This is a genomic window from Rahnella sp. AA (genome assembly GCF_002834385.1).
In the GTDB taxonomy this organism is placed as follows: Bacteria; Pseudomonadota; Gammaproteobacteria; order Enterobacterales; family Enterobacteriaceae; genus Rahnella.
Genome location: NZ_PITQ01000003.1, coordinates 109004 through 122268 on the forward strand (window position 1 = coordinate 109004; position 13265 = coordinate 122268).

12 protein-coding genes are annotated in these 13265 nt (G+C 55.1%); 5 read left to right on the forward strand and 7 right to left on the reverse strand.

The window, feature by feature from the left end:
• Positions 1–170 precede the first annotated feature (170 nt).
• Positions 171–1295, reverse strand: coding sequence for a porin OmpC (ompC, locus tag CWS43_RS08820; protein ID WP_101076572.1), 1125 nt, complete (start codon positions 1293–1295; stop codon positions 171–173).
• 541 nt (positions 1296–1836) lie between these two features.
• Here ompC and CWS43_RS08830 point away from each other — a divergent pair.
• The gene (locus tag CWS43_RS08830; RefSeq protein WP_101076574.1) at positions 1837–2184 is read left to right on the forward strand and encodes a helix-turn-helix domain-containing protein; all 348 of its coding nucleotides are present in this window, start codon (positions 1837–1839) and stop codon (positions 2182–2184) included.
• A 52-nt stretch (positions 2185–2236) separates the two neighbouring features.
• On the opposite strand, the gene CWS43_RS08835 is transcribed toward CWS43_RS08830, so the two are convergent.
• From CWS43_RS08835 to CWS43_RS08845, 3 genes are read right to left on the reverse strand one after another with little or no spacing between them, the layout of a single operon-like run.
• Positions 2237–3448 carry an aminotransferase class I/II-fold pyridoxal phosphate-dependent enzyme gene (locus CWS43_RS08835; protein WP_101076575.1) on the reverse strand — a complete coding sequence of 404 codons (1212 nt, stop codon included), beginning with the start codon at positions 3446–3448 and terminating at the stop codon, positions 2237–2239.
• Positions 3449–3463: 15 nt separating this feature from the next.
• Positions 3464–4768: an LLM class flavin-dependent oxidoreductase gene (locus tag CWS43_RS08840; protein WP_101076576.1), complete on the reverse strand. Its 1305-nt coding sequence runs from the start codon at positions 4766–4768 to the stop codon at positions 3464–3466.
• A 9-nt stretch (positions 4769–4777) separates the two neighbouring features.
• Positions 4778–5857 carry an iron-containing alcohol dehydrogenase family protein gene (locus CWS43_RS08845; protein WP_101076577.1) on the reverse strand — a complete coding sequence of 360 codons (1080 nt, stop codon included), beginning with the start codon at positions 5855–5857 and terminating at the stop codon, positions 4778–4780.
• A 357-nt stretch (positions 5858–6214) separates the two neighbouring features.
• Here CWS43_RS08845 and purB point away from each other — a divergent pair, with 357 nt between their 5' ends.
• From purB to CWS43_RS08865, 4 genes are read left to right on the forward strand one after another with little or no spacing between them, the layout of a single operon-like run.
• Positions 6215–7597, forward strand: a complete 1383-nt coding sequence (purB, locus tag CWS43_RS08850; RefSeq protein WP_101076578.1) for an adenylosuccinate lyase — start codon at positions 6215–6217, stop codon at positions 7595–7597.
• On the forward strand, positions 7594–8121 hold the full coding sequence (locus tag CWS43_RS08855) for a GNAT family N-acetyltransferase (RefSeq protein ID WP_101076579.1): 528 nt from the start codon (positions 7594–7596) through the stop codon (positions 8119–8121). The genes purB and CWS43_RS08855 overlap by 4 nt, the downstream gene beginning before the upstream one ends.
• 10 nt (positions 8122–8131) lie before the next feature.
• Positions 8132–9295, forward strand: coding sequence for an amidohydrolase (locus tag CWS43_RS08860; protein ID WP_101076964.1), 1164 nt, complete (start codon positions 8132–8134; stop codon positions 9293–9295).
• Positions 9296–9308: 13 nt separating this feature from the next.
• Complete coding sequence (locus CWS43_RS08865; protein ID WP_101076580.1) at positions 9309–10646, forward strand: MmgE/PrpD family protein; 1338 nt, start codon at positions 9309–9311, stop codon at positions 10644–10646.
• On the opposite strand, the gene CWS43_RS08870 is transcribed toward CWS43_RS08865, so the two are convergent.
• The 3 genes from CWS43_RS08870 to CWS43_RS08880 are packed head-to-tail and all read right to left on the reverse strand — an operon-like array spanning position 10633 to position 13218.
• Complete coding sequence (locus CWS43_RS08870; protein ID WP_101076581.1) at positions 10633–11394, reverse strand: amino acid ABC transporter ATP-binding protein; 762 nt, start codon at positions 11392–11394, stop codon at positions 10633–10635. The two genes, CWS43_RS08865 and CWS43_RS08870, sit on opposite strands and share 14 nt — an antisense overlap.
• Positions 11387–12325 carry an amino acid ABC transporter permease gene (locus CWS43_RS08875; RefSeq protein ID WP_232776821.1) on the reverse strand — a complete coding sequence of 313 codons (939 nt, stop codon included), beginning with the start codon at positions 12323–12325 and terminating at the stop codon, positions 11387–11389. Before CWS43_RS08875 ends, CWS43_RS08870 begins: the two co-directional genes overlap by 8 nt.
• Entirely contained in the window at positions 12322–13218 is an 897-nt protein-coding gene (locus CWS43_RS08880) for an ABC transporter substrate-binding protein (RefSeq protein WP_101076582.1), read from the reverse strand. Before CWS43_RS08880 ends, CWS43_RS08875 begins: the two co-directional genes overlap by 4 nt.
• Positions 13219–13265: the final 47 nt, after the last annotated feature.

A 13265-nucleotide genomic window follows, 5' to 3' on the forward strand; every position in this document is an offset into this window, starting at 1 on the left:
CTGTCAGGAAAGAATGTCGTCTGTTTTAAATCAGGGAACGTTGAAACAGGGATTATTAAGATCGGCCAAATTTAACAGGAAGAAGGGAATTTAAATATTCAGGAAGCACATTCCGATAAGACATAAAAAAAGGCGACCGGAGCCGCCTTTGAATACACTTCTCAGACAAATCAGAACTGGTAAACAATACCGACAGCAGTCACGTCATCGGTGCTGATCCCGGCTTCGCGGGTGAAGCTATTTTCATCCACCAGGTTAACCATGTAATCAACAAACATATTAATGTTTTTGTTGAAATAATACGTCGCACCGAAGTCTACGTATTTAACTAAATCCTGATCGCCGTAAGTACGACCAGAAGCAGAACGGCCCAAATCTTTACCTTTATTCACATCATAAGAAATGAACGGTTGCAGACCGAAATCAAACTGATAGCTGGCATACAGCTCCATAATTTGGGATTTATTGGCATAACCGTAAGCACTGTCATCTGAAACGCCCCCGAAGCGGGAAGCATTATAAGACTGCGTATACATCGCACCTAAATAAACACCGTGGGCATCATATTTAATTGCACCGGAATACGCTTCTGCGCGTTTACCATTCCCCATAATCCCGGAGGTCCGGCTATTTTGTTCAATGGTACGGTCGGCGCTGCTCATTGCACCCACAACGCTGACGCCTGCGCCGATATTATAGGTGGCAGACATCCCGTAGCCGTCGCCATTCTGGCGTAATACGCTACGAACACCCGGCTCACCGCCGCCGTCATTTTTACCCTGGTACTGAATCGCAATATCCAGACCATCAATCAGGCCGTAGAATCCGCTCTCACGGTAGGTGGCGACACCGTTTGCGCGGCTGAACATGAACTGGTCAGAACCGTAGGTCATGGCATCAAATTCAGGCTGCATATCGGTAAAGCCGAGGGAGTCGTACAGCACGCCACGGTTACGGCCATAGTCGAATGAGCCGTAATCACCGAATTTCAGGCCGGCAAATCCGTAACGGGTTTTAGGTGTTGCATCCTCGTTTTCAGCAGAGCTGGCATCAAACTGGGACTGCCACTGGCCGTAGCCGGTCAGCTGGTCGTTGATTTGTGTTTCACCACGGAAACCCAGGCGGACATACGTCTGGTCGCCATCCATACTTGGATCACGGGAGAAATAGTGTTCGCCGGAAATCAAACCGGTGATGTCCAGTTTGCTGCCGTCTTTATTGTAAACTTCTGCTGCGTGAGCTGTGCCTGCCAGCAGTACCGATGACATGGCTAAAAAGATCGCTTTATGCTTCATCATAACCCTCAATGATTGATATATCGCCGCTGCTAATTTATTGAGCCTTGGGCAAAATAAAGTTTCGAGCCTTAACTATCACGCCAGGCCCATTTATTGGTTATTTCGTATCACAGTGAAAACACTGCGTATTTGATTTATCATTTTTTATTCGCGGGTGTAAATAAATGTTTTATTTTGTCAGCACAGATTGATAAATATCACACGGTGAAATTCAAATCGCACATTTTGATAATCCAACCTCGCAGGCAATCGGTTACTTTGAGTCGCTTCATTATTATTATTGGCTTTTTATTGGCCTGATTTAGATTATTTTAATTATATGCTTTTCATATAACCGAATATTAATTTATTCGGTTTTTTGTTCATTCTTTTAAAATACTTTGAGATAAGAAAAACTTATATTACCTCAGTCGGGATATCGCATTGATTAGACTAACTGACAACGTGCGTTGTGAATTTAGGTTAAATCAGTGTTTTTTTGTTTTCTGTTATTCATTTTATAAGAATGAAAATAGATAAATGTTCTGAGGCTATAATGATGATAATACGCGATGAAATCGTTCGATCAATCATGTTATGGATTGACGACAATATTGATAAACCGCTTAAAATAAATGATGTGGCGGAGAAATCCGGATATTCCAAGTGGCACTTGCAACGCGTTTTTCATGAGAAAACGGAACAAACTATTGCGAATTATATCCGCGACAAAAAACTTGAAAGTGCTGCCTGCGATCTCATCAAAAAGACTGATTCTATCGTTGATATTTCTTACCGGTATGGTTTTGATTCGCAACAATCTTTCACCCGCGCGTTTTCCCGGAAATACCATATTTCGCCGGGGCACTGGCGCAGAAGATTCAATGATTACATCGGGAGTTCATGAACGACGCACTTCCCGCTGAGGCATGTGCCTTTGCACTCAGCGGGACAGAGGCTTACCGGGCGGGGCTGAGCCTGCCACACGCGGCCGCAATGCGCCGCCCGGCTTCGGCTACCGTGGCGTTATCGGTGGCAATCGATAACCGGAAATAAGGCGACAAGCCGTACGCACTGCCGCCCACGCCGGAGACGCCATTTTCTAACAGATAGTCCATCACGTCGGCTTCATTTTCGATTTTCGCACCGCCCGGACGATAGCGCCCGATAAGCCCTGCACAGCGGCAGAAAACGAAGAAACCGCCCTGGGGCACCCGCAATTCAAGGCCGTCAACAGTCGCCAGAATGCCGGTGATCGCGTCACGGCGCTGCTGATAGGCCGCCACCTGTGGCGCGAGGAAATCCAGCCCGCCGGTGTACGCCGCCAGCGCTGCGGCCTGGCTGACAGAACTTGCGCCAGAACTGATTTGTGACTGCACCACGGTCATGGCGGTGATCAGTTCTTTCGGCCCGGCACCGAAACCGATGCGCCATCCGGTCATGGCATAGGTTTTAGACACGCCACCGACCAGTAAACTTCGCGCCTGAAAATCGTCCGCCACGTTCAGCAAATTACGGTGTTCGCGGCCATCAAACAGAATGTGCTCATACAAATCATCGAGCATGACCAGCACCTGCGGATGCTGGCGCAACACATCGGCCAGCGCCTGTAATTCTTGCGTGCTATACACCGCACCGCTTGGATTCCCCGGATGGTTGAGCACCAGCCAGCGCGTGCGCGGCGTAATGCTGGCCGCCAGTTGCTGTGGAGAAAGCTTATAACCCTGCTCCAGATGGCACTCCACAAACACCGGCGTGCCGCCGTTAAAGCGCACGCTGTCCGGGAACGTCGGCCAGTACGGCACCGGCACAATCACTTCATCGCCGTCGTTTAACGTCGCCGCAAACGCGTTGAAAATGACCTGCTTCGCGCCGTTGGCAATCATCAGGTTTTCGATGCCAAATTCCAGCCGGTTTTCCTGCTGCAATTTACGCTGCACCGCCTCGCGCAGCGCCCGTATCCCGGGTGTTGGCGTGTATTTAGTTTCACCGCGCGCGATGGCCTCATACGCCGCCTGCTTAACGTGCTCCGGCGTATCAAAATCCGGCTCGCCGGTGGTGAGATCCAGAATATCGACACCGGCCTTTTTCAGATCATTGGTACGCTGCTTTGCCGCCGCGTTGGCGGAAAGCGAAACGCGCTGCACGCGCTGTGACAACGAAACTGTCATACCTTTATCCTTATATCAGAGCGCGGGCAAACCCAGGTTTTCGCGCAAAGTGCTGAATTCATACTCTTCGCGGAACAACCCGCGACGGCGTAATTCCGGGATCACCAGCTCGACAAACAGCGAAAGCTGCTCCGGCATGATGGCAGGCATAATATTGAAACCGTCCGCGCCGCCCTGCTCCAGCCAAAGCTGGAAATCATCGGCGATATCTTCTGCTGTCCCCACCAGAACGCGGTGTCCGCGTGAACCGGCAGCAATCGCAGCCAGTTCACGCAGGGTCAGATTCTCGCGGTATGCCAGATCCGTCAGCAGTTTCACGCGGCTCTGATTGCCTTCACCGGCAGGCACGTCCGGCACCGGGCCGTCGAGCGGGAACTGGCTGAGATCCATATTAAAGCGGGTTGAAAGCTGACGGATGCCGTTATCGATATCCACCAGCGAATTGAGTTCACGCCAGGTTTCACGCGCTTCTTCCCGCGTGCGGCCCACGACCGGCATCACGCCGGGCAGGATCAGCACGTGATCCGGATTACGCCCCGCGTCTTTCACCTGCTGTTTCTGCGAACGGTAAAACACCTGCGCTTCTTCCAGCGTCGCGGCGGCGGTAAACACCACTTCGGCGGTGGCGGCCGCCAGCTTCTGGCCGTCAGCGGATGAACCGGCCTCGATAATGACCGGACGTCCCTGCGGTGAACGGGTGATATTCAGCGGCCCCTGCACCTGGAAATATTTCCCGCGATGATCAATCGGCTGAATTTTTTCATTCACGAAATACTGGCCGCTGTCTTTGTCCGGCGCCACCGCGCCTTCCTGCCAGCCTTCCCACAGCTTAAACGCCACATCGAGAAACTCGTGCGCCACGGCGTAACGCTCGGCGTGCATCGGCATATCTTCCCGGCTGAAATTGCGCGCCACGTCGGTGGAAAACGACGTCACCACGTTCCACGCCGCACGGCCATGGCTGATGTGATCCAGCGACGAAAAGCTGCGCGCCAGATTAAACGGATCGGTAAATGTGGTCGATGCGGTCGCCGCCAGCCCGATGTGACGGGTCTGCACTGCCAGCGCGGCCAGTAACGTCAGCGGCTCGAGGCGCGCCATGGTAGAAGGCAGGCGGTAAACGCTGGTCGCCAGCGCGTCACCGATGAAGAACATATCGAACTTGCCTTCTTCGGCTTTTTTGGCGATCCACGTCAGCCATTCAACGTCCGTTGGCGAACCGAGCTTTTCGGTTAAACGCCAGCCGCTGACGTGATGCCCGAGCGGTTGAACAAACAGGCCGAGGCGCAGCTTTCTGGTGTTTTCTGAAGAAGAAGTCATGAAATGTTCCTAAGAATAATGTTGATTTTCTGTCGCCCGCAGGGCTTTTTCGATGTGTTCAGCGGCCATGGAAAACGGCAGGCGCGCCGCGTTTTCGGCGGAGAATTTCACTTCACGGGCAATAGATGAAAGGATTTCATCGCGGTTGCCGTTGAGTTCCGGCAGCGCCAGCGGCGCATCGTACTGCCGCAGCAGCGCCAGAAGTGCCGGCTCCGGTTCGCCGTTGTCGCTTTCCATCAGCGATTGCACCAGCAGACCGAAACCGACTTTCTCGCCGTGCAGCCAGTCGTGCAGTTCAGGCTGATGGGTAAAACGGTTGTGAATGGCGTGCGCCACGCCCGGCGCGGGCGTTTCATCACGCATGCTGTTGGCCATACCCGCCGCCGCGATATTGGCGTCGATTACTTTAATCAGCGCCGGAGTCACTTCATGGCGGGCATTATCAAGCACTGCCTGTGCGCCGTATTTATCAAAGGTTTCCACCGCCAGTTTTGCCGCCTGAACCTTGAGATTCAGCGCCAGGCTGTCGTCGCTTTTCTGTTTATACGGCCGGAATTCGTACCATTTCGCCAGCGCATCCACGATGCCCGCTTTCAGATAACGAACGTCGTTTTGCGCGATGACTTCGCTGTCCACCAGCACCATCAGCGGCATGCGCGACAACGGCTGGCTGCGGACGTGCCCGCCTTGCGCATTGTAAATAATGCTGACCGGCGACCAGGCGGCGCAGGTCGCGGCCACCGTCGGCAGCGTCACCAGCACAATGTCATCAATCAGATTCGCGATAGCTTTCGCGCAGTCCAGCACGCGTCCGCCGCCGATACCCAGCACCAGCGTGGCGTTTTGCGCCCGCACGGCGTTGAGATGTGTTTCGATCGCGGCATCGGTGCATTCTGTGGTCAGGAAATTCACCTGCCAGCGGATCCCCGCCTCACGCAGGCTGTTTTCCAGCTGCGGATTCACCGCCTGCCACGCTTTCGGGCTGGTGATAATCGCGATTTCAGCAGAGTGCGCGGCAAGAAGTTCGCCGGCACGGGCACGCAGCCCCGGCTGATGGTGGTAGGTTTTCGGTGATTTTATAGCGAACACGATGATGCCCTATTCTCTGGTCAGTAATTGAATAAACTGCCTGCCCGTAATAAACAGGAATTTGGATATGGGATATATTAAGTCGTTATATAAAGCATCGTACGAGAATTGAAAAAATAAACAAAGCGCTGATTACGGATCCTTATTCACTAATTCGCAATAGAATAGATGAATTTTCGCTATAGCCTATAAACTCCTTGCATCCTGTGCTGGATCAAAGAAATGATAGCGCCAGACGGGGCTAATTTAACTCAATAAAAACAGATGCATCGGGCCATCACCCGCGCCGGGCAACCTGTTTTCATTATTGTTTTCAAAACAATGTTAATTAACCCTTTATATAAGAAGAGAATATTCATGGCCTCACATCCGATAGATTTTCTATTACTTGGTAACAATTTTGGCACACCAGAAATGCGGGAAATCTGGTCAGAGAAAAACCGTCTGACACAGCAAATAAACGTTGAGGTCGCGCTGGCATTAGCCGAAGGCGAACTCGGCGTGATCCCGCAACAGGCGGCTCTTTCGATTGCGGAGCTGGCCGACGCCAGCCTGCTGAATATTGATGAAATCGCCACGTCCGGCGCGCAGATGAAACATTCGCTGATGCCGGTGCTGACGGCGCTGCAAAAACAGTGCGGCGAAGCCGGTGAATACATTCATTACGGCGCGACCACGCAGGATATCGTGGATACCGCCACGGTTTTGCAACTCGCCCAAACCCTGAAAGTGATCGTGCGTGACAGCACCGCGCTGGCGGAGGTGCTGAGAAATCTGGCACGCGAGCATCAGTACACCCTGATGGCAGGCCGTACCCACGGAATGCAGGCGCTGCCGACCACCTTCGGCTTTAAAGTCGCCGTCTGGCTGGATGAATTTATCCGCCATCTTGACCGCCTTCAGGCCATTACACCGCGTCTGTTAACCGGCAATCTCAGCGGCGCGATCAGCACGTATGCCGCGCTCGGCGAAGCAGGGCCGGAAGTCGAACGCCGCACGCTGGCACGCCTGAACCTGAACACGCCAAATATCGGCTGGCAGGCGGCGCGCGACCGTTTCTCCGAATACGCCAGCACGGCGGTGCTCATCAGCGGTACGCTGGGCAAAATCGGCAACGAACTTTATAACCTGATGCGCACGGAAATTAATGAAGTCGAAGAACCGTTCAGCGCCGGGAAAATCGGCTCAACCACCATGCCGCATAAACGTAATCCGGCGGCGATTGAAGGCTTAGCCAGCCTGACCGCTCCGCTTTTACACAGTGCGTCACTGATTTATCAGTCCATGCACGTCGAGCACGAACGCGATGCCATGAGCTGGCGCGCGGAGTGGATTGCCCTGCCGGAAATCTCGATTTATCTTTCTGCTCAGTTGCAAAATGCGCACGCCATTTTGTCCGGCCTGACGGTCAATAAAGCCCGCATGCTGGCGAATTTGCAGATGCAGGACGGCCTGCTGTTGTCAGAAAAAGTCATGTTTGAAGCCGGTAAAAAACTCGGCAAACAGACAGCGCATCATCTGGTTTACGAGTGTGCTATGCAGGCGTTCGAGAACCGTCTATCTTTTAAAACCGTGCTCTTAGCGCACCCGGTTCTGGCCGCCAGTATTACAGAAGAAGATTTAGACCACTGGCTGGATCCGGCAAACTACATCGGCTGTGCGCCGCAAAAAGTGGATGACGTGATCCGCTTCGCCGAACAGTCCGGTCATTTATCACCCCCGGAGAAACCTGCGATATGACCCCACATTTCCGGCGGCTGAACTCAGACGACAAACACGAATATCTGTCGCTGATGCTGGCCGCCTATGCCCCGATTAAAGCCCTCGGTATTCACTTTGACGCCGCCACCGCCGATCTGGCGCGGGTGACAAAACACCTTGACGAACACGCAGTATTTGCCCTGTTTGACGGCCAGCGCATGGTGGCGTCGGTCACTTTGCGTTTCCCGTGGGGCACGCTGCCGGGGCCAATGGGCCTGCCGCATATCGGCTGGTTCGGAACGCACCCGGAATATAAAGGCCAGAATCTCGGCAAACGGCTGCTGGAGTGGCTGGAAGACCACATCCTTATCGGCGAACTCAAAGCCCCGGCGTATTCACTCGGCACCGCCACCAGCCACCCGTGGCTGCGCGAAATGTACATCAAACTGGGCTTTCAGCCGGTCTTCGAAAGAGACCTCGGCAAAGGCCATATCACGCTGTATCTGAAAAAGATCCTCGACGAAGAACGCCATGCCGGATGGCTGGCGCGTCAGCCTGCTTAAGGAGTTTTACATGTCAGACATCGGTCAGGAACATCAGGCTCTGGCGAAATTCATTCAGGATTTTCGCCATAACATGCACCGCCATCCTGAGCTTTCCAACCAGGAATTCGAGACCACGGCGCGCATCAAAGCCGTGCTGGAAAGTCATCAGATCCGCGTTCTGAATCTGCCGCTGAAAACCGGCCTGGTGGCCGAAATTGGCGGCCATAAAGCCGGTAAGCTCGTGGTATTACGTTCCGATATCGACGCCCTGCCGATAGAAGAAAAATCGGGTGTGGAATATACCTCGGAAAACCCCGGCGTCATGCACGCCTGCGGCCATGATTTCCACACCTCGGCGGCGCTCGGCGCGGCGATTTTGCTCAAGGAACGCGAGGAAACACTTTCCGGCACCGTGCGCATTTTATTCCAGGCAGCGGAAGAAACCGGCCACGGCGCACCGGCGCTGATTGAAACCGGCGCGCTCGACGACGCCGCCGTCATCTTTGGTATTCACAACGACCCGACGCTGCCGGTCGGCGTAATCGGCAGTAAAGACGGCGCACTGACCGCGGGCGTCGACCGTTTTGCCATCACTATTTCAGGCACCGGCAGCCACGCCGCCCGCCCGCATGAAGGCAACGACCCGATTATTATTGCCGGGCAAATCATCGGCGCATTGCAGACGCTGATTGCGCGCAACGTGCCGTCAGATCACAACGCGGTGGTGTCCGTCACGCAGGTGCACAGCGGCAGTACGTGGAACGTGATCCCCGATTCCGCCTGGCTTGAAGGCACGGTGCGTTCGTTTAATCAGGACACCCGCGAACTTATCGAACGCCGTTTCCGTCAGGTGCTCAAAGGCATCGCCGCTGCCTTTGATACGCAAATTGAACTCGACTGGCAGCCCGGCCCGCCGTCGGTGGTGAATACCGCTGAATGGGTGGATTTTGCACTGGCGCAGGCCGCCGGTTCGGGCTTTGAAGCCCGTCGCGTGGAAGCCAGCCCGATTGGTGAAGACTTCGCGTTCTATCAGCAAAAACTGCCCGGCGCATTTCTGATGATTGGCTCAGGCGGCCCGTTCGCGCTGCATCATCCGGAATTTCGTGTCGATGACCGCGCGCTCTTCCCGACCGCACATTACCTCGCGCAACTGGCCGTTAACGCCCTTGAACACCTCAGCCCGAAGGCCTGAAACAGGAAAAAGCATGACACTGACTTCATCGCTGGCAAAGCTTATTGTCAGTGCGCGCCCCTCCGCCGAAGCGCGTGAAAATGCCCGCGAAGGGCTGCTCGATTTTCTGGCCGTCACCCTGCCCGTTGTGCGTGGTGAAGCCGGCGATTCCGGGCTAAAAAGTTTGCAACAGGTTTACCGTGCGGACGATGCACAGACGCGCGCTGTGCTGCTCGGCTACGCCGGTCATGCGCTGGATTTCGATGATTTCCACCCGGATTTTCGCGGTCATCCCGGCGTGGTGATTTTGCCTGCTTTGCTGGCGCTGGCAGCCGGTCGACCCGACATCAGCGGCGAGCAGTTTCTCAATGCGTGGGTGACGGGCGTGGAAACCGCCGGTCGCCTCGGGCTGGCCGCCGGTTCGCAGCATTACAAACTGGGCTTCCACAATACCGCCACGCTCGGCACGATTGCCGCGGCGGCGGCCTGCGCGCGGCTGGTCAGCGCCAGCGAACCGGAAACGGCCCTTATTCTGGGGACGGCGGCTACGCAGGCGGGCGGTTTACGTGCGCAGTTTGGCAGCGCGGTTAAACCGCTGCACGCCGGGCTGGCGGCGCAGATCGCAGTCACGGCCACCCTGCTGACGCTGGCCGGTTTTCACAGTCAGGCAGAAAACGTGCTCGACAGCTTTTTCACTGCTTACTGCGCCGGTCAGCAGCAACCTGAGAAACTCACCGAAAGCTGGGGCGCGCCGTGGCGTATCGTCTCACCGGGGCTGGAATTCAAACCTTATCCGACCTGTGGCGGTACGCACAGCGCCGCCGATGCCGCGCGGGCAATCCGCCATGACTGGCTGCAACAGGGGAACTCAGTCAGCGACCTGAAAAATGCGGTGGAGCGGATTGAAGTGTCATTCCCGCCGGGCGGCGATATTGCGGCGTCGGTGCGCGTGCCGTCGAACGGTATTGAGGCACGTTTCAGCCTGGAATACGTGATTGCCGCCAGCCTGCTGCGCGACGCCTTGCTGATACAGGATTTCTCAGAAAACCCGCCGGATACCGAAATCGCCGCGCTGGCCGCCCGTGTCACGCGTCATCCGGATGTCAGCGCCCCGCCGGATGAGCTAAACCCGGCAGCCCGTTTTCATCAGGTGACGGTATTTTTACGCAACGGAGAAACGCTGCAAAAACGCTTTACGCGTCAGCAAAGTCTGGCGATTGCGTTCGATTTACCGGGCAAATTGCGCGCCTGTTTGCCGGATATGACGGACGCACAGCGTGCCAATATTGTGGCGCTGAGCAGGCTGGAAAGCCGCGACAGTTTGCCGCAGCTGTGTGACTTACTTTTTGGTGCAGGAGCTACAACACGGTAGACAGGAAATGGCGGACACGGACGTTCTCCGCTTCATCCAGCACGGTTTTCACCGGCCCCGATGCCACGATTTTTCCGCCTTCCATAAAGATGACGTTATCGGCGACTTCACGCGCAAAGCCAATTTCGTGCGTCACGATCACCATGGTGATCCCCGAATGCGCCAGTTTTTTGATGACCTGCAACACTTCGCCCACCAGTTCAGGATCGAGTGCCGACGTCGGCTCATCAAACAGCATCACTTCCGGATCCATCGCCAGCGCACGGGCAATCGCCACGCGCTGCTGCTGACCGCCGGAAAGCTGCTGCGGCCAGTCATCTTCACGGCTGGCTAACCCCACCTGTTGCAACAGCGCGCGGGCTTTAGCGAGCACCTGCTGGCGGTTTTGCTTTTTCACACGCTGCGGCGCATCGGTAATGTTTTGCAGCACCGTACGGTGCGGGAACAGATTAAATTGCTGAAACACCATGCCGGTACGGCTGCGCTGTGCGGCGATTTTCCCGCTGCTCAGCTCATACAGCGCGTTGCCTTTTTGCTGATACCCGACCAGTTCACCACCGATACGGATGGTGCCGCCGTCGAGTTTTTCCAGATGATTAATGCAACGCAGCAACGTGGATTTTCCGGAACCGGACGGCCCTAAAATCACCGTCACCGACCCCGCCGGAATATCCAGGCTGATTTCATCGAGAATGGTGTTTCCTGAAAAACGTTTGGTGACTTTCCGGAATTCAATCGCCTCACCCATGGCTGGTTTCTCCTGCATTCAGGCCGGTATTCACCGCCCGCGGCGTCTCATCACGCGGTTTGGATTTACGTTTCACCTTGCGGAAACTGCTGCGGCTGAAATGACGCTCGACGTAGTACTGAATCACCGAAAGCAGCGACGTCAGCACCAGATACCACAGTGTCGCAACCAGCAACAACGGGATCACTTCATACGTGCGCTGATAAATAATCTGTGCGGAAAACAGCACGTCTTGCAGGGAAATCACTGACACCACCGCGGTGGTTTTCAGCTGACCGATCACTTCATTACCGGCTGGTGGTAAAATCGCCCGCATCGCCTGCGGCAACACGGTATGACGGAATATGGCCGCCGGACGGTAACCAAGCGCACGCGCGGCTTCAATCTGGCCGGTGCCCACGCTCTGGATCCCCGCACGGATAATCTCAGCGGCATACGCCGACTGGTGCATCACCAGCGCAATCACGGCGGCGCTGAACGGGCTGATTAATGAGTTGGCCGACGCACTCCAGATTTCCCCTACCCACGGCAGCGAAAACGAAATGTTCGGATACAGCGCGGCAATGTTGTACCAGAGAAACAGCTGAACCAGCATCGGCACGCCGCGGAAAAACCAGGTATAGCCCCAGCTCACGGCGACCAGCACCGGATTGGACGATAACCGCATCAGCGCCAGCACGGTGCCACCGGCAAAACCGAAAATCACCGAAATGGCAGTCAGCTGCAACGTCATCAAAACGCCCTGCAAAATCGACGGACCGGTGAAGTTTTCGGCAATCACTGACCATTCAAAACGCGGGTTATTGAGCATGGAATGGGCAGCGGCGCCCAGCACCAGAACGACGATCAGGGCGCTTATCCAGCGCCCGATGTATTTCTTACCGACGATCCGCAGCTCTTCCGGCTGCTGACCGTGTGTTTCAGTGCTCATCCGAAAATCTCTTCATTACGTTTGGATTCTTTCACTGCGCCAAAGCCAATCGACCATTTATCGAGGATCTTCTGATAAGTCCCGTCTTTAATCAGCGAGTTAAGTGATGCCTGCACGGCCTCTTCCAGCGCAGATTGTTTCGGGAACGCAACCGAAACCGGTGCGTCATCCACATGAATGGTGCCGGACAGCGCCAGCGGTTTCACCTGGCTGACCTGATACGTCAGGCCTTCATACGGGCCAAAGAACATCGGCACGCGACCGCTGACCACGGCCTGCACGCCCGAAGGACGGTCAGGGAAGACGGCAATTTTGATCGGCTGTTTGCCTGCATCGGTACAGGTTTTGCTGGCCGCTTCGAGACGCCCGATTTGCGTCGTGCCCGCACCGGCACCGATTTCCTGCCCGCAAACGGCATCAAAAGACGTAAACGGCGCGATATTGGCGTCTTTACGGGAAATCACGCCAAGGCGCGACGCATCGTAATAACTGACAAAATCGACCTGCTCGAGGCGTTTTTTGGTGGCGTTAATATTGGAAAGCGCCACGTCATAGCGGCCTGATTTAAGCCCCGGAATGATGTTGTCGAAACCGCCGGTATCCTGCCAGCGCACTTCCACGCCCAGACGCGCCGCAACGGCATTCATCACGTCAATTTCACGGCCCGCGAGGGTTTTATTGTCTTCCTGGAAAAACGTGGTCGGCGGCGTATTCGGGTTGGTGCCCGCGACAATATATCCGCGTTTGGCAATATCGGCTGGCAGTTTGCTTTTCAGCGATTCATCGGCGGATACATGGAAAGTGGTAGAAGACGGAACAATTTGCTCGGCTGCCCACGCGGTAGATAAATTCCCGGCAATCAGCAGCGGGAGCAATAACTTGGATAATGTCATGACGGGACCTTTTTCCTGGTGTAATACCTGTGAAAAACCACAAATAT